Source organism: Streptomyces subrutilus (assembly GCF_008704535.1).
Taxonomy (GTDB): Bacteria; Actinomycetota; Actinomycetes; order Streptomycetales; family Streptomycetaceae; genus Streptomyces; species Streptomyces subrutilus.
Map to the genome: position 1 here is coordinate 6,977,615 of NZ_CP023701.1, position 16,638 is coordinate 6,994,252.

Genomic DNA, 16,638 nt, shown 5'->3' on the forward strand with positions numbered 1-16,638 from the left:
CGCCCGGCGGCCGGGCGCGTCCGGCTCCGCGGATGGGGCATGATCGGGGGATGTCTGATCGCATCATCGCCGCCTGTGACGGAGCGGCCAAGGGGAACCCCGGCCCCGCCGCATGGGCCTGGGTCATCGCCGACGCCGCAGGGACCCCCGAGCGCTGGGAGGCCGGCCCGCTCGGCCGGGCCACCAACAACGTCGGGGAACTGACCGCGCTCCAGCGGCTGCTGGAAGCCCTCGACCCGGGTACCTCCGTCGAGGTGCGCATGGACTCGCAGTACGCCATGAAGGCCGTGACGCAGTGGCTCCCGGCCTGGAAGCGCAACGGGTGGAAGACCTCCTCCGGGCAGCCCGTCGCCAACCGCGAACTCGTCGAGCGCATCGACCTGCTGCTCGCGGAGCGCGACGTGACCTTCCGCTACGTCCCCGCCCACCGCGAGGACGGCGACCACCTCAACGCCATCGCCGACCAGGCCGCCAGCGACGCCGCGCTCTCGCAGCGGGCCGCCGGCACCGCCCTCGGGGACGCGGACATGCCGCAGCCCGCCCCCGCCCGCAGCACGCCCGCGCGCGGCAAGGCCGGTGCGTCCGGGCGCAGGACCACCGCGGGCGCGGCCGGCGCGGGAGCGGCGCCGACCCGCGGGCAGCGGGCCATCAAGGCCAAGTTCCCCGGCACCTGCCCGTGCGGCAGGACGTACGCGGCCGGCGAGTCCATCACCAACAACGGCAAGCGCTGGGGCCACCCGGACTGCGCGACCGCGACCCCCGCGTAACCCGCCCGCCACCCACCGCGCTCCGTACGGCCCCGCCCGAGGGCCGTGCGGAGCGCGGTGCTGCCGTGGCGCTCCCCGTCGCGACGCTGCCCCCGCGCGCGGTTCCGCGCGCTATCCGGCCAAGCTGGATGGCCGTCCGGTGAACCGCGCGTGACCGACAGCAGGTCAGAAGGGCTCGGGAAGCACGTCACCTTCGCCGTCACCCCGTGTTCCCGGTCCGCTACGCAGGGAGCGCACCCCCCGTGAGCTGCCCGAACGACCATTCGGTCTCCGATATGCGAACGGAGTGTCCGTAAAACGGCCATCGATGTGCAACAACCCTTCAGATCCTCCATGGTTGGGGACGTCAAGGCGCGATGGTGAAACCAATCGCCGCGCCCAACCTGAGAATCGAAAGCGAGTCTGTCGTGCGTCACCGCATCGCTGCTGTCTCCGCCGCTGCCCTCCTCTGCCTGGCCGGCGCCACCGGCATGGCGGAGGCCCGGCCCGCGAGCCTGTACGCGCCGTCCGCCATGGTCTTCACCGTCGCGCAGGGGGACGCCGGTGCGGCGACCGTCGTACGGGCGTCCACCCTCAGCTGCGCGCCGACCGCCCAGGGAACGCACCCCAGCCCGCAGGCCGCCTGCGCCGCGCTGAGCTCCACCGGGGGCTCGTTCGACCGACTGCTGGCCACCCCGGACTCCGACCGGGCGTGTCCGATGCACTACGCCCCCGTGACCGTCACCGCGGACGGCGTGTGGCAGGGCGCCCGCGTGGCGTGGACGCACACCTTCTCCAACTCCTGCGCCATGTCCGCGACCCTGAACGGGAACGCCGTCTTCGCTTTCTGACACGGGGGCGGCGCGGTGCCGGCCGGCACCTGGCGGGTCGGCCGGCACCGCGCCGCGGAGCGCGGTTTGTTGAACGGACCGAAGGTCCGTATCGTTTCCACAAGCGGACCGAAGGTCCGTATTCTGTGGAGCGGAGCACTCATGGCACCGAACGCGACACCCGCGAGCGTCTACCGCCGCGGCCTGCGCCTGCTGTTGGACAAGGACATCGCGGCCTGGATCGACCTGTGGGACGACGAAGGGGTCTTCGAGTTCCCGTTCGCCCCCGAGGGCTGGCCCGCGCGCCTCGACGGCAAGGCGGCCGTCGCCGCCTACATGCGCGGCTACCCCGACCACATCGACCTGCACGCCTTCTCCTCGGTACGGATCCACCACACCGCCCGGCCGGAGACCATCGTGGTCGAAATGCACGGAACGGGCCGCCTGGTGCGTACCGGCGACCCCTTCGCCATGACGTACATCGCCGTGGTGACGGTCAGGAACGGCCTGATCGTCCACTACCGCGACTACTGGAACCCCCTCGCCCTGCCCGCGGGCGGCGCCTCCGACTTCGCCGGGACCGGGGCGGCCACGCGGTCCGCCGCACCCGGCCGGACCGGGGCGACGACGGTCACACCCGGATGACCTGGGGGCCCAGGAGGGCGTAGCCGTGGGCCTCGGACTGGGGGAGGGCCGTGTCGGTGACGATGGTCTCGAAGTCGGACACCTCGGCGAACCGGCAGAAGCTGCCCGCTCCGAACTTGGTGTGCACACCGACGAACACCCGGCGCCGGGACATCCGCAGGGCTCGCGCCTTCACCTCGCTGACCGTCGGGTCGGGGGTGGTCAGGCCGTGCTCCCGGGAGATGCCGTTGGCGCCGATGAACGCGAGGTCGATCACGAACTCCGACAGCATGTGGGCGGCCCAGTGGCCGACCGTGGCCAAGGTGCCGCCGCGCACCCGGCCGCCGAGCAGCAGCACGGTCGTGGAATCGACGGAGGCCAGGGCGCTGGCGGTGCCGAGGGACGCGGTCACCACGGTCAGCGGCCGGTCGCGGGGCAGCGCCTGGGCGATGAGCTGGGGGGTGAAGCCCTCGTCGATGAAGACCGTCTCGGCGGCGCCGACGAGTTCGACCGCGGCCGCCGCGATCCGCTTCTTCTCGTGGACGTGCATGGTGGTCCGGAAGGCCAGCGTCGTCTCGTACCCCGGGCTCTCCACCGGATACGCGCCGCCGTGCGTGCGCCGGACCAGGCCGTGGTCCTCCAGGAGGCGCAGGTCGCGGCGGATCGTCTCCCGGGCCACGCCGAACTGCCCGGAGAGGCCGCCGACGTCCACCGATCCGGTGCCGCGAGCGAGATCGATGATGCGGCGTCGGCGGTCTTCGGCGTCCACGGTGGTTCTCCTGTGCATCACGAAGCGCAACCGCGCCGGCCGTTCGGGCCAATGGATCAATTTCTACAAGGCTCCCGGCCCGCCCGACAGGTGTCCTGGCGCCAGATCTGCCCGCCCGGATATGTGCGATCACGACCACTTCGTGCGCATGTGGACGTGTCCCGCGTCCGCCCTGTCCGGCCGCGTCCCTCGCGTGACTGCCGTTACGGGCCGTCGGCGCCCGCACAGTGGCCGGAGCCCGCCCCCGCCGCGCCGCTCCGGTACGCCACCGCCGCCTTGACGAGGCCGGTGAAGAGGGGGTGGGGGCGGGTGGGGCGGGAGCGGAGTTCGGGGTGGGCCTGGGTGGCGACGAGGTAGGGGTGGACGTCGCGGGGGTATTCGACGTATTCGACGAGTGTGTTGTCGGGGGAGGTGCCGGAGAAGACGAGGCCGGCCTTCTGTTCGAGTTCGCTGCGGTAGGCGTTGTTGACCTCGTAGCGGTGGCGGTGGCGTTCGTCGACGTAGGGCTGGTCTCCGTAGGCCTCGCGGACCAGGGAGCCCTCGGCGAGTTTGGCGGGGTACATGCCCAGGCGCATGGTGCCGCCGAGGTCGCCGGCGCCTTCGACGAAGGCGAGTTGTTCTTCCATGGTGGAGATGACGGGGTGGGGGGTGGAGGCGTCGAACTCGGTGGAGTTGGCGTCGGTGATCCCGGCGAGGTTGCGGGCGGCCTCGATGACGACGCACTGCAGGCCGAGGCAGAGTCCCAGGAGGGGGACGCGGTTCTCGCGGGCGTAGGTGATCGCGCCGACCTTGCCGTTGACGCCGCGGTCGCCGAAGCCGCCGGGGACGCAGATCGCGTCGGCGTCGGCGAGGGCGGTGGCGGCTCCGGCGGGGGTCTTGCAGTCGTCGGAGGTGACCCACTTGACGTGGACGCGGGCGCGGTTGGCGAAGCCGCCGGCGCGCAGGGCCTCGGTGACCGACAGGTAGGCGTCGGGGAGGTCGATGTACTTGCCGACGAGGGCGACGGTGACTTCGTGGTCGGGGTTGTGGACGCGGTCCAGGAGGTCTTCCCACACGGTCCAGTTGACGTCGCGGAAGGGCAGGTCGAGCTTGCGGACGACGTAGGCGTCGAGGCCTTCGGTGTGCAGGACCTTGGGGATGTCGTAGATCGACTTGGCGTCGATCGCGGCGACGACGGCGGCTTCGTCGACGTCGCACATCAGGGAGATCTTGCGTTTGATGGAGGTGGGGACCTCGCGGTCGGCGCGCAGGACGATCGCGTCGGGCTGGATGCCGATGTTGCGCAGGGCGGCGACCGAGTGCTGGGTGGGCTTGGTCTTCAGCTCGCCGGAGGGGCCGATGTAGGGCAGCAGCGAGATGTGGACGACGAAGACGTTGTCGCGGCCGACTTCGTGGCGGACCTGGCGGACGGTCTCCAGGAACGGGAGGGACTCGATGTCGCCGACGGTCCCGCCGACCTCGGTGATGACGACGTCGACGTCCGCGGTCGCCATGCGGCGGATGCGGTGCTTGATCTCGTTGGTGATGTGCGGGATGACCTGGACGGTGTCGCCGAGGTACTCGCCGCGGCGTTCCTTGGCGATGACGGTGGAATACACCTGTCCGGTCGTCACGTTCGCCGACCCGTCGAGGTCGACGTCCAGGAACCGCTCGTAGTGGCCGATGTCCAGGTCGGTCTCGGCGCCGTCGTTGGTGACGAACACCTCACCGTGCTGGAACGGGTTCATCGTCCCCGGGTCGACGTTCAGGTACGGGTCGAGCTTCTGCATCGTGACCCGCAGGCCCCGAGCCTTCAGCAGCGCACCCAGGCTGGAGGCCGTCAGGCCCTTGCCGAGGGACGAAGCGACACCCCCGGTGACGAAGATCCGTTTGACGGTGTGCGTGGGCGACATGGCGAGTACTCCTCTGGGCGCTGATGGGTGCGGGACACGTCGGGCGACAGCGCCTTTCCTCCGGGTCGGCAGCGCCGCGACGCTCCTCGGCGCACGGGCGGGGTCCGCGCCGGCCGGCTCGTGCCGCGGGGCGGGCCGGGGAGGGGGGTGCCGTTTCCACCGTGCCCCACTTCGGCGGCGGCGACAAGGCGCACCCGGTGCGGGGGCGAGCCGGCCCGGAGGCGGGGGTGGCCGAATACTCCTCACGCGCCCGCGCGGCGCGCCGGGGGGAGAGGCGGTGCCCGACCGGCGCGCGGCCCGCCGCCCCGTTCCGGACGGCCTTTCGGGCACCGCCCCGCCCGGACACGGGCATGCGCGGTGCCCGTTCGGTCACGGACTGCATGGAGTTCACTCGAAGGCGTCAGCCCCGAACCAGCCAATCAACAAAGCCCAATTGACGTCCCGGGATGCTGGTGCAAGGCTCTTTATGAAGGTCAGGCGGGTCGGCGGGAGAGGATTTCAAGGGCCACGCACCCCCTTCCGTACACATCATTGGAAACGTCGCGAGTGAGGAAGAACATTGCCTGGCCATATCCCGTCCGCAGCTCTCCTCGACGAGGTCACTCAGGAATCCTTTCGCGATGTTCTCGGGAATTTCTGTTCGGGCATGACCGTGATCACGGCGATGGGTGCCGACGGCCCCGTCGGCTTCACGTGCCAGGCGTTCTCCTCCCTGTCCCTCCAGCCGCCCCAGGTGATCCTCTGTCCCGGCCGGACGTCGACGACCTGGCCGCTGATCAGAGCGGTCGGCCTGTTCTGCGTCAACGTCCTCGCGGAGGACCAGGCCGGACTCAGCCGGGCCTTCGCCCGCTCGGGCGGCGACAAGTTCGCCGGTGTGCGCTGGGACAGCTCGCCGAACGGCTCGCCGATCCTGAGCGGCGCCGCCGCCTGGCTCGACTGCCGGGTGCACGCGGAGTACGCCGGCGGCGACCACACCGTCGTCCGCGCCGACGTCCGAGGACTCGCCGCGTCCCCCGGGAAGCGGCCGCTGCTCTTCCACCGCGGCCGCTACACGCGCATGGCGGACGACGACGCCCCCGGCGGCGCGCCGCTCCCGCTCTCCCCGCACCAGCCGGCCCAGGGCCGGGCACCGTTGACAACGAAAGACCCTAAGGAGCAAATGCGGTGAAAACCGTGAGCACCCGCACCGGATCCCTCAGCGGCCTCGACGTGTTCGTCGGCGGACCGATCCAGCACGCCATTCTCCCGGACGGCTTCGTCGGCCATCTTGAGGACGCCATTTCGACGGCCATCGAGACCGTCAGGGCGCACGGCGGCAACATATTCTCGGCCCACCTCGTCGAGCGGTTCGGTGCCAAGACGGACATCTTCACACCGGACCAGGTGTCCGTACGCGATTTTCGCTGGATGAAGAAATGCGATGTCTTCGTGCCCATTCTTCCCCTGCTGCCGGACCTCACCCTGCGCCGAACGGACGGGACCCACGTGGAACTCGGCTGGGCCACGGCGATGGGCCGCCCGATCGTTCTCATCACGAAACAGCCCTTCAGCGAGTCGGCGAGCCACCTGCTCAAGGGACTGCACCGGGTGGGGGCCGTCCAGACCCTCGACTTCGACGAATTCGTGCAGAAGCCCGACCTGTTGGTCGACGCCGTCCTCACCGCCACCGAACAGCAGCAGGAAGCCATCAAGGCCGGCGTTGTCGCCTGACCGCGGCACCGACCCCGCGGAGGACCACGTGAGCGACGTCGACATCCTGGGCCTGCGCCTCAAGAACCCCGTGCTCGTGGGATCGGGGCTCCTGACGGACCAGGAACGCACCATCCGCAAGCTGCTGGCGACCGGCGCGGGAGCCGTCGTCACCAAGACCATCCACCCCCGTCCGCCGACCGGCCTGGACGAGCGGATCGTACGGCTCCCCGTGGGCATGCTGAACAGCACCACCTACTCCAAACGCCCCGTGGAGCACTGGCTGAAGGTGCTCCGCTCCTTCGCCGACGACGACCTCCCCGTCATCGCCTCGCTGCACGCCGACACCCCCGCCGAGCTCGGCGAACTCGCCGCGCGGGTGGAACGGACCGGTTGCCGCGCCCTCGAACTCGGCATCTCCTGCCTGAACGAGGAGTCCGGTCTGGAGGAGGACACCCCCGAGCGCGTGCTCGCCTACACCTCCGAAACCCGGGCGCGCACCCCGCTGCCCTTCGCCGTGAAGCTCGCCATCGGCGAAGGGCTGGAGGACCGGGTGCGCGCCGCGCTGGCCGGCGGCGCCGACGCCGTCACGGTGAGCGACACCATCTCGGGGGCCGCGGTGGCGGCCGACACCGGTGAGCTCGAACTGGGCGGTGTCTTCGGCTACTCGGGCCCCGGCATCAAACCGCTGGTGCTCGCCGCCGTCTGGAGACTGCGCCGGCGCGGTTTCGACCTGCCCGTCCTGGGCTGCGGGGGCATCGCCTCGGGGCGCGACGTCGCCGACTACCTGAGGGTCGGCGCCACCGTCACCCAGGTCTACACCGCCCTGCACACCGACATGTACGCGACCTTGGACCGCATCGTCACCGAGAGCGCGGCCCTCGCCCCCGGACCGCTGGAGGCGGCCACATGAGCCGCCCCGGCGCAGCCGGACGCGCCTTCGCCGACCTCGCCAGCCCCCAGGTGCCCGATGCCCTCGCCGCGGCCCGCACCGTGGTCTGGCCGATCGGCGCGACGGAGCAGCACGGACCGCACCTGCCGCTGTCCGTGGACTCCGTGCTCGCCGAGGAGTTCGCCCGCCAGATCGCCGCGGAACTGGACGGCATCACCCTCCCCGTCCAGTCGATCGCGGCCCGGTCGCTGCCGCAGAGCGGCGGCGGACTGTCCTTCCCCGGAACCCTGTACGTCAACGGCGACACCCTCGTCAGGTTCCTCCGCGAAGCGCTCACCTCCCTGCTCCGCCTGCCGTTCCTGCGGCTGATCGTGGTCAACGGACACTACGAGAACGAGCCGTTCATCTTCGAGGCGCTCGACCAGGTCCGGCAGGAGGGGCTGGCCGAGGACAAGGAGGTCTTCGCCTTCAGCTGGTGGAGCCTGGTCCAGGAGTCCTGGCTGACCGCGGAGTTCCCGGCCTTCCCGGGCTGGCACGCCGAGCACGCGGGGCTCACGGAGACCAGCCTGATGCTGCACCTGCGCCCCGACCTGGTGGGCGACCAACGGCCCGACCACGACCACCCGCCGCGCAGCGGCGTGTACCTGCACCCCATCGACGTACAGCGCACGACCAACCAGGGCATCCTCTCCCCGACCTCGGGGTCGAGCGCCGCGCTGGGAGAAAAGCTCTTCCGCCACGTGACCGCGGAAGCGGTCGGGATGGTGCGGGAAGGGAACGGGCTGCTCTTCGCGCGCAGCAGGCAGGACCGGCGCGCGACGGGCAGCGAGAGCGGAGGTAAGACACGTGACGCGTAAGTTCCACCTCGCCTTCATCTTCAACTTCACCCCCGACGACTGGCAGGGGCCGTTCGGCACGGGCGGCTCCCCGTGGGACGGACGGTTCCACACCGAGGTCGCCCAGGCGCTGGAACGGGCCTGCTTCGACTACGTCATCGTCGAGGACAAGCTCATGGTGCCCGAGAGCTACGGCGGCTCCTCGGAGGCGGCGCTCAAGCAGGCGATGGTCGTGCCCAAGCACGACCCCGTGCCGCTGGCCGTCGCGATGGGCCTGGCCACCCGGCACCTGGGCATCGTCGCCACGCTGTCCACCCTCGCCTACCCGCCGTTCATGACCGCCCGCCTGGCCTCGACCATGGACAGCATGCTGGGCGGCCGGTTCGGCTGGAACATCGTCACCAGCGCCGAGGACCTGGCCGCGCGGAACTTCGGTCTGGAGGAGCTGCCGCCCCGCGAGGTCCGCTACGAGATGGCGGACGAGTACGTCGACGTGGTCAAGCAGCTGTTCGCCTCCTGGGACCCGGACGCCGTCGTCCTGGACCGCGACCGGGGGGTGTACGCCGACCACACGAAGGTCCGTCCGATCCACTTCAAGGGCAAGCACTTCAGCGTCCGCGGCCCGCTGAACACGGTGCCCTCGCCCCAGCACAGGCCGGCGTTCGTCCAGGCCGGCGCGTCCCCGCGCGGACGCGTCTTCGCGGCCCGCAACGCCGACTCGATCATCGCCATCGCCAGCGGCGTGGAGAGCATGCGGCAGTTCAGGGAGGACGTCCGGCGCCACGCCGTCGACTTCGGCCGGGACCCGGACGAGCTCAAGGTGCTGTTCTGCGTCACCCCGGTCCTCGGCGAGACGGAGCAGGACGCCCGCGACAAGCAGGCCCGCATGGTGTCCTCCCCCGAGTTCATCCAGGACATCCTCGCCCAGACCTCCGCGCTCACCGAGATCGACTTCGCCCGGTTCGACCTCGACGAGCCCCTCCCGTACCGGCTGGAGACGAACGGGGAACAGGGCTCGCTCGACAAGCTCCAGCAGTGGGGGAGCGGGAAGACCCTGCGCGAACTGGTCATCGACGGCGCCGGCGGCCTGGTGTCCTCGGTCGACCTCGTCGGCACGCCGGACCAGGTCGCCGAGCGCATGGGGGAGGTGATGGAGGAGGTGGGGGGCGACGGGTTCATGCTCACCACACCGCTGCTGCGGCTGAACCGCCGCTACATCGCCGAGGTCGCCGACGGCCTCGTCCCCGCCCTCCAGCGCCGCGGCCTGACCCGTACGGCCTACACGCCCGGCCGGACCCTGCGCGAGAACCTCGCGGAGTTCTGACCCCGGGGCGCCCACCGCCCGTACGACCCGCTGCCCGCCCGGGACCCCTCCGGGCGGGCAGGCACGCGACCACCCCCACGAGGCAGGCCGATGCACCCACCCGATCCCGTCCTGCGCCTGGACGAAGCGGCCCAGGACCTGCTCTTCCGGCAGGCCCGCTCGGCCGACGCGTTCACCGACGAACCGGTCTCCGACGCCACCGTCGAAGCCGTGCACGACCTGGTGAAGTACGGTCCCACCGCCTTCAACCAGCAGCCGCTGCGCGTGGTCCTCGTCCGCTCGCCCGAGAGCAGGCGGCGGCTGGTCGGCCACCTGGCCCGGGGCAACCGCGAGAAGACGGCGCGGGCACCGCTGACCGCCGTCCTCGCCGTCGACCGCGACTTCCACACCGAGCTGCCGAGGCTGTTCCCGGCCCATCCGCAGGCGGCGGACCGCTATTACGCGCAGCGGCCGGTCCGGGAGGCCTCGGCCGTGCTCAACGGGGCGCTGCAGGCCGCCTACTTCATCATCGGGGTCCGGGCGGCCGGGCTGGCGGCCGGACCGATGTCGGGCTTCGACGCCGACGGCGTCACCAAGGAGTTCTTCACCCCCGGCCGGCACGAGGTGCTGATCGTGGTGAACATCGGCCGACCCGCAGCGCACCCCCCGCGCCCCCGCGGCCCCCGTCTGGGCTACGGACAGGTGTTCACCACGGTCTGAAGCGGGCGGGGGGCGCGAACGCGCCCCCGGCCCCGCGCCCGCCCGCGGTGCCCCGCCGCACGTCTCAGCGGCGCGGGTCCCCGGCGCCCACCGGGTCGCGCTCCGCCCCCTCGCTCCCGCCGCCGCGGTCCGGCTCCGGGACCGTGCCCCGGTGCGTGGCGCGGTACCAACGGCCCCACGTGTCCAGCTGGTCCGCGATGGCGTCCAGGCTCCGGCCCGCGTCGGTCAGGCTGTACTCCACGCGCGGCGGCACCTCCCGGTAGACGGTCCGGGTGATCAGCGCGTCCGCCTCCAGCTCCCGCAGCTGGCGCGTCAGCATGCGCTGGGTGACGCGCGGCAGCGCCCGCTTCAGCTCGCTGAACCGCTGCGTCCCGGAGAGCAGCTCCTTCAGGATGGCCAGCTTCCAGCGGCCCCCCAGCACCTCCATCGCCGTCTCGATCGCGCAGTACTCCGGTGACTTCTCGATGCTCTCCCGCACTGGGAACACCCCCGACTCGGTATACGGAGTGGTACTACGGCACATTCATGACCGTACTTGTACGGGGCATCCGTACGGGCCCATAGTGCCGCTATGCCCAAGAGTGAACCACTCGCACCCACCGCCGCGCCCACGGAACGGCAGGCCGCGTCGGGACGGCGCTGGACGGTCCTGGCCGTGCTCTCCACCAGCCTGCTGCTGTGCGGCATCGACCTCACCGTGCTGCACGTCGCGGTGCCCAGCATGAGCAGGGAGCTCCACCCCAGCGGAGTACAACTGCTCTGGATCGTCGACATCTACTCCCTCACGCTGGCCTCCCTCCTGGTGACCTGCGGGACGCTCGGCGACCGCATCGGCCGCAAGCGCATGGTCCTGTGCGGCTTCGCCCTGTTCGGCCTGGCCTCCGCGGCGGCCGCGTTCTCCTCGACGACCCCCCAGCTGATCGCCGCGCGGGTGGCGCTCGGCGTCGGCGCCGCCATGATCATGGCGTCCACCGTGGCGATCATCAGGGTCGTCTTCACCGACGACCGCGAACGGGCCGTGGCCATCGGCATCTGGACGGCCGCGCACAGCGTGGGCGCGACCATCGGCCCGCTGGTCGGCGGAGTGGTGACGGAGCACTGGGGGTGGGGCGCCGTCTTCCTCGTCAACGTACCGATCGTCCTCGTCATCCTGGTCGTCGGCGCCCGCTTCATCCCCGAGTCCAAGAACCCCACGCCGCGCCACTGGGACCTGGCCAGCGTCGCCCTGTCGATCACCGGCCTCGCCGGGGTCGTCTACGCGCTCAAGCAGGCCGGCGAACACCTGAGCGTGGACTGGAAGATCCTCGTCACCGCGCTGGGCGGCGCCCTGCTGCTGTACGCCTTCGTGCGCAGGCAGCGGCGGCTGGCCGAACCCCTGCTCGACTTCTCCCTGTTCGCCGACCGCCGCTTCTCCACCGCCACCCTCTGCGTCATCAGCTGCTTCGGCAGCTACGTCGCCCTGCTGTTCTTCCTCACCCAGTGGCTGCAACAGGTGGGCGAGTACTCGCCGCTGCGGGCCGGGCTCGCCCTGATGCCGCTCGCCGCGGCCAACGCGGTCGGTGCCACGACCGGACCCTGGCTGTCGGCCCGGTGGGGCAACCGGGCTGCCCTGACCGGAGCCCTCGGCGTCTTCGCGGCGGCGCTGGCCGTCCTCGCCCTGTTCGGGACCGCCGGCCAGTACGCCTCCCTCGCCGGGCCGCTGCTGGTCGCCGGGTACGGCGCGGGCGTGGTGATGACCCTCGGCGCGGACTCCATCATGAGCGCCGCGCGGCCGGAGCGGTCCGGCGAAGCCGCCGCCATCCAGGAGACGTCGTTCGAGCTCGGTGCCGGCCTGGGCGTGGCCGTCCTCGGCACCGTACTGGCCGCGATGTACCGCGTCACACTGCCCGAGCTTCCCGGGCTGGCCCCGGACCACCGCGCGGCGGTCACGGAGTCGTTCGGCGGTGCGGCGGACGTGGCGGCCGGGCTGGGCGGGAGCGCGGCCCGGGACCTCCTCGACGCGGCGGAACGGGCCTACGACAGCGGGTTCACCGCGGTGGCGGCCGTCGCCGCCGCCGGTCTCGCCCTCACCGCGCTGCTCGCGGCCCTGGCCCTGCGCCCCCGGCCGAGCCGCTGATCCGTCCTCCCGGGGCACGGCACGCCCGCCCGCGCGGCGCGCCGTGACCGGGGCGGATTGCCAAAATCCCCTCCGCCCTGTTGGCTCGCCTGGTGCGGTCCGGATCTCCGGCCCCCGCGGCCGAGCAGGGCAACGCCGCCGGATCACGCGTGAGGCAGGGAGAGGCGGGCGACGTGGCGACCGAGACACCGGAGGGCCCTTCGGTCGAAGACGCCACGGGATTCCCGCCGGAGCTCCTCGCACCCTCCGGCAGCCCCCTGAACCCGCTGATGGCCACCACCGACTGGGCGCGGACGCCGCTCGGTCCGGTCCGCACCTGGTGCCCGGAACTGCGGACGGCCGTGGGCATCTGCCTGAACTCCCCCTTCCCCATGCTGCTCATGTGGGGCCCGGAGCTGGCGATGGTCTACAACGACGCCTTCGTCCCTATCCTCGGGGCCAAGCACCCCGCCCTCGGACGCCCCTGCCCCGAGGTCTGGGCCGACGCCTGGCCGGTGGTGGGCGACTGGATCCGCGGCGTCATGGACCGCGGCGAGGCGACCCACCGCGAGGACCTGCCGCTCGTCGTCCAGCGGCACGGCTTCGACGAGGCCGTCCACTTCACCTTCGCCTACAGCCCCGTACCCCTCGCGGCCGGCGGAGTGGGCGGCGTGTTCACCGTGGTCACCGAGACCACCGGCCAGGTCCTGGGCGCCCGCAGGCTCGGCGCGCTGCGCGAGCTCGGCGAAGCCCGCTCCGCCCAGGTGGCCGACGTACGCCAGGCGTGCGCCGCGGCCGTGGACGTCCTGGGCCGCCACCGCGCGGACGTGCCCTTCGGCGTGGTCTACCTCCTCGACGGAGACGGAGACGGAGACGCAGACGCAGACGCAGACGGGGGCCGGGCCCGCGCCGTCGCCTCCTACGGCCTGGCCGCCCCGGACGCGGCCACCGGGTCCGCCACGGAGGACCCGCTGCCACTGACGGTGTCCGAACGGGCCGGGGAGGACTGGATCCGGCAGGCCCTCACCACCGGCCGGCCCCGGGTCCGAGAGGACCTGGCGCCGCTCCTGGCCGGCCGGCTGCTGCCCGGCGCCGACCCGGCCGGTGACGCGCCGGCCCACACCGCCGTCGCCCTGCCGCTGCCCGCCGCGGGCGGCGACCGCTCGCGCGGCGTCCTGGTCCTCGGCGTGAGCCCGTACCTGCCGCTGGACGACTCCCTGCGGGGGTTCCTGAACCTGGCCGCCGACCACCTGGGCGCGGCCGTCGCCGACGCCGAGGCCCAGGCCGCCCAACTGCTGCGCACCGAGCGGCTCGCGGAGCTCGACCGGGCCAAGACCCGCTTCTTCACCAGCGTCAGCCACGAACTGCGCACCCCCCTGACCCTGATCGCGGGCCCGGCCCAGGACAGCCTGGCCGACCGGCAGCACCCGCTGCCCGCCGCCCAGCGCCGGCGCGTGGAGATCATCGAACGCAACGCCGGCCGGCTCAGGCGGCTGGTCGACACCCTGCTCGACTTCAGCCGCATCCAGGACGGCCGACTGGAACCCGAGTTCGCGGCGGTGGACCTCGGCGCGCTCACCCGAGGCATCGCCCAGTCCTTCGCCCCCGCGATGCAGCGCGCCGGACTGCGCTTCACCGTCGACTGCCCCGCCGAGACGGGCGCGGTGCGGGCCGACCCCGAACTGTGGGAGCGCATCGTCCTCAACCTGCTCTCCAACGCCCTGAAGTTCACCCGCGAAGGGGAGGTCCGGCTCAGCCTCGTCCCCACGGACGAGACGGTCGAGCTCCGGGTGGAGGACACCGGCATCGGCATCGCCGAGGACGAACTGCCCCATGTCTTCGAACGCTTCCGCCAGGCCCGCACCGACGGCGCACGCTCCCACGAGGGCTCCGGCATCGGCCTGGCCCTGGTACGGGAACTGGCCGCCCTGCACGACGGCGAGGCCCGCGCGACCAGCCGGCCCGGCCGCGGCACGACCCTCACGGTCCGCATCCCCGCCGTCCGGCCCCCGGCCGCCCAGCCCCGGGCCGCCGTCCGCAGCGCCGCCGGGGACTACGTCGCCGAGGCGCTCCAGTGGAGCGCGCCGCCGACCCCCGCGCGGAGCGCGGCCGCGCCGCCGCCCGCCGCCGGAGCCGGCACGGTCCTCGTCGCCGAGGACAACGCCGACCTGCGCGCCTACCTCACCAGCCTGCTCGAACCGTTCTACGCCGTCGAGCTCGCCTCCGACGGCGACGAGGCGCTGGAGCTGGCCCGGAGCCTGCGCCCCGACCTCGTCCTCGCCGACGTCATGATGCCGGGCCGGGACGGCTTCGACCTGCTCCGCGCCCTGCGCGCCGAACCGGCGACCGCCCGCACCCCCGTCGTGTTCCTCTCCGCCCGGGCCGGCGAGGAGGCCGCGGTCGAGGGACTGGCCGCCGGCGCCGACGACTACCTCGCCAAACCCTTCTCCTCCACCGACCTGCTGGCCCGCATCCGCTCCAACCTCGACCTGGCACGGCTGCGCAACCACGAGTCCGCCTGGCGCACCGCCCTGGTCAACGCCATGCAGGACGGGTTCTTCGTCGCCAACTCCGAACTGGCCGTCATCGAGGTCAACGACGCCTTCACCCAACTGCTCGGCTACCCCGCCGCACAGCTGCCCTGGCCCGTGCCCCACCCCTGGTGGCCGACCGCGGAGCAGGACCCCGAAGGCTTCGCCCTCGTCCGCGACGCCCTCGCCGCCGTACGGGCCACGGGTGCCGCACGCGTCGTGCTGCCCCTGAACCACCGGGACGGCCGCCGGCTGTGGATGGACGTGGCCCTGGACTCCCTCCACGACCGGGACGGCGACCGCAAGCTCCTGATCGGCACCCTGCGCGACGTCACCACCCAGCACCTGGCCGCCGAGCGCGACGCCGCCGTCGCCCGGCTCGCGGACCTCCTCGCCGGCATCGACGACGGCCCCCGGGTCCTGCGGGTGGCCCTGGCCGAGCTGCGCGACTGCTGGCAGGCCCGGCGCGTCTCGCTGCTGCGCTGGGACGAGGCGGACGAGCCGGACACCACCGCGACCACCGGCCCCGTCCCGCCGGCCGGCCCCGAGCTGCCGCCGGTGCGCGCCGCCCGGCACGCCCGCACCGGACGGCTGTTCACCGAACCGGACGACGACACCGCGCCCGGCCGCGCCGACAGCCGGCCGGTGAGCGCGGTCGGCGCCCCCCTCTTCGACGGCGCCGAGCAGGGCATGCTCTGGTTCGAGTTCGACCGGCCCCGCCCCTTCACGGTCGTCGACCGCACCCTGCTCCTCCAGCTCACCGGCCACCTCCAACGCGCCCTCAGCCGGGCCCGCGCCGCCGACGAGCAGCGGACGGTCGCCCTCGCCCTCCAGCGCGCCATCCTGGGTCCGACCGACCTCCCGGCCCCCTTCGCCGTCCGCTACGAACCCGCGAGCTCCACCCTGGAGGTCGGCGGCGACTGGTACGACGTCCTGGAACTGCCCGACGGCCGGTACGGGGTCGTCGTCGGCGACGTCGTCGGCAGCGGCCTGCCCGCCGCCGCCACCATGGGCCAGCTGCGCAGTGCCGCCCGCGCCCTCCTCCTGGAGAACAACGGCCCGGCCCGCACCCTCGGCGCCCTCGACCGCTTCGGACAGATCCTCCCCGGCGCCTTCTGCTCCACCGTGTTCTGCGCCGTGATCGACCCGGCCGCCGGCACGGTCACGTACAGCAGCGCGGGCCACCTGCCCGCCCTGCTCGCCGCACCCGACGGCACCACGCGCCGGCTCGACGGCGCCCAGGCCGTACCGCTGGCCGTGCTGCCCGGACACGCCCGGCCCGAGGCGACGGCCGACCTGCCGGGCGGCTGCGCCCTGCTGCTCTACACCGACGGCCTGGTCGAACGCCGGTCCGAGATCATCGACCTCGGCATCGCCCGTGCGGCCACGGCCCTCGCCGAGAGCCGCTGCCTCGCACCCGCGGCCGCGGTCGAGCACCTCTGCGCCTCCCTGCTGGGCGGCGGCCACCACGAGGACGACGTGGCCCTGCTCGTCTACCGCCAGCCCTGACCGGCGCAGGACCCAGCCGATACGGAGCCCAGCCGGGGTCCGCGGCGGCGACGGCGGTGATTTCACCCGTCGGCAGGAGCATCGACCGGCGCCGCACGGGCACACGCGTCGCATGCACGGACATCACGCGCGGCCCACGAGCAGCTTGTTCCGGTCGGCTCCCGGGGCCGCGACACCGCAGCCCGCGGCCCGGGGGCACCGG

Annotated in this window: 14 protein-coding genes; 11 read left to right on the forward strand and 3 right to left on the reverse strand. The window is 72.8% G+C overall.

Going from position 1 to position 16,638, the window contains the following annotated elements:
• Nucleotides 1–50 precede the first annotated feature (50 nt).
• From CP968_RS31180 to CP968_RS31190, 3 genes are all read left to right on the forward strand, one after another.
• Nucleotides 51–767, forward strand: coding sequence for a ribonuclease H family protein (locus CP968_RS31180; RefSeq protein ID WP_150521163.1), 717 nt, complete (start codon nucleotides 51–53; stop codon nucleotides 765–767).
• A 407-nt stretch (nucleotides 768–1,174) separates the two neighbouring features.
• Nucleotides 1,175–1,597, forward strand: coding sequence for a subtilase-type protease inhibitor (locus CP968_RS31185; protein WP_373304119.1), 423 nt, complete (start codon nucleotides 1,175–1,177; stop codon nucleotides 1,595–1,597).
• A gap of 141 nt (nucleotides 1,598–1,738) precedes the next feature.
• Nucleotides 1,739–2,221, forward strand: coding sequence for a nuclear transport factor 2 family protein (locus CP968_RS31190; RefSeq protein ID WP_150521164.1), 483 nt, complete (start codon nucleotides 1,739–1,741; stop codon nucleotides 2,219–2,221).
• On the opposite strand, the gene CP968_RS31195 is transcribed toward CP968_RS31190, so the two are convergent.
• Both CP968_RS31195 and CP968_RS31200 read right to left on the reverse strand, forming a co-directional pair.
• Nucleotides 2,208–2,987, reverse strand: coding sequence for a DeoR/GlpR family DNA-binding transcription regulator (locus CP968_RS31195; protein WP_150521165.1), 780 nt, complete (start codon nucleotides 2,985–2,987; stop codon nucleotides 2,208–2,210). The genes CP968_RS31190 and CP968_RS31195 overlap by 14 nt on opposite strands.
• Nucleotides 2,988–3,172: 185 nt before the next feature.
• Nucleotides 3,173–4,861, reverse strand: a complete 1,689-nt coding sequence (locus tag CP968_RS31200) for a CTP synthase (RefSeq protein WP_150521166.1) — start codon at nucleotides 4,859–4,861, stop codon at nucleotides 3,173–3,175.
• Nucleotides 4,862–5,420: 559 nt separating this feature from the next.
• On the opposite strand from CP968_RS31200, the gene CP968_RS31205 reads away from it, so the two are divergent.
• From CP968_RS31205 to CP968_RS31230, 6 genes are all read left to right on the forward strand, one after another.
• Nucleotides 5,421–6,029, forward strand: a complete 609-nt coding sequence (locus CP968_RS31205) for a flavin reductase family protein (RefSeq protein ID WP_268253309.1) — start codon at nucleotides 5,421–5,423, stop codon at nucleotides 6,027–6,029.
• Nucleotides 6,030–6,034: 5 nt separating this feature from the next.
• A complete protein-coding gene (locus CP968_RS31210; RefSeq protein ID WP_229886868.1) occupies nucleotides 6,035–6,571 on the forward strand; it encodes a nucleoside 2-deoxyribosyltransferase in 537 nt (178 codons plus the stop codon).
• A 28-nt stretch (nucleotides 6,572–6,599) separates the two neighbouring features.
• Nucleotides 6,600–7,463 carry a beta/alpha barrel domain-containing protein gene (locus tag CP968_RS31215; protein WP_150521169.1) on the forward strand — a complete coding sequence of 288 codons (864 nt, stop codon included), beginning with the start codon at nucleotides 6,600–6,602 and terminating at the stop codon, nucleotides 7,461–7,463.
• Nucleotides 7,460–8,299 carry a creatininase family protein gene (locus tag CP968_RS31220; RefSeq protein ID WP_150521170.1) on the forward strand — a complete coding sequence of 280 codons (840 nt, stop codon included), beginning with the start codon at nucleotides 7,460–7,462 and terminating at the stop codon, nucleotides 8,297–8,299. The genes CP968_RS31215 and CP968_RS31220 overlap by 4 nt, the downstream gene beginning before the upstream one ends.
• Nucleotides 8,289–9,602, forward strand: coding sequence for an NtaA/DmoA family FMN-dependent monooxygenase (locus tag CP968_RS31225; RefSeq protein ID WP_150521171.1), 1,314 nt, complete (start codon nucleotides 8,289–8,291; stop codon nucleotides 9,600–9,602). The genes CP968_RS31220 and CP968_RS31225 overlap by 11 nt, the downstream gene beginning before the upstream one ends.
• A 90-nt stretch (nucleotides 9,603–9,692) precedes the next feature.
• A complete protein-coding gene (locus CP968_RS31230) occupies nucleotides 9,693–10,301 on the forward strand; it encodes a malonic semialdehyde reductase (protein WP_150521172.1) in 609 nt (202 codons plus the stop codon).
• Nucleotides 10,302–10,365: 64 nt separating this feature from the next.
• Here CP968_RS31230 and CP968_RS31235 read toward each other — a convergent pair whose 3' ends face one another.
• On the reverse strand, nucleotides 10,366–10,779 hold the full coding sequence (locus tag CP968_RS31235; protein ID WP_229886867.1) for a winged helix-turn-helix transcriptional regulator: 414 nt from the start codon (nucleotides 10,777–10,779) through the stop codon (nucleotides 10,366–10,368).
• A gap of 93 nt (nucleotides 10,780–10,872) precedes the next feature.
• Between CP968_RS31235 and CP968_RS31240 the strand changes: the two genes are divergently transcribed.
• Entirely contained in the window at nucleotides 10,873–12,417 is a 1,545-nt protein-coding gene (locus CP968_RS31240; protein WP_150521174.1) for an MFS transporter, read from the forward strand.
• Between the two features lie 173 nt (nucleotides 12,418–12,590).
• Nucleotides 12,591–16,436 carry a SpoIIE family protein phosphatase gene (locus tag CP968_RS31245; RefSeq protein WP_150521175.1) on the forward strand — a complete coding sequence of 1,282 codons (3,846 nt, stop codon included), beginning with the start codon at nucleotides 12,591–12,593 and terminating at the stop codon, nucleotides 16,434–16,436.
• Nucleotides 16,437–16,638 lie beyond the last annotated feature (202 nt).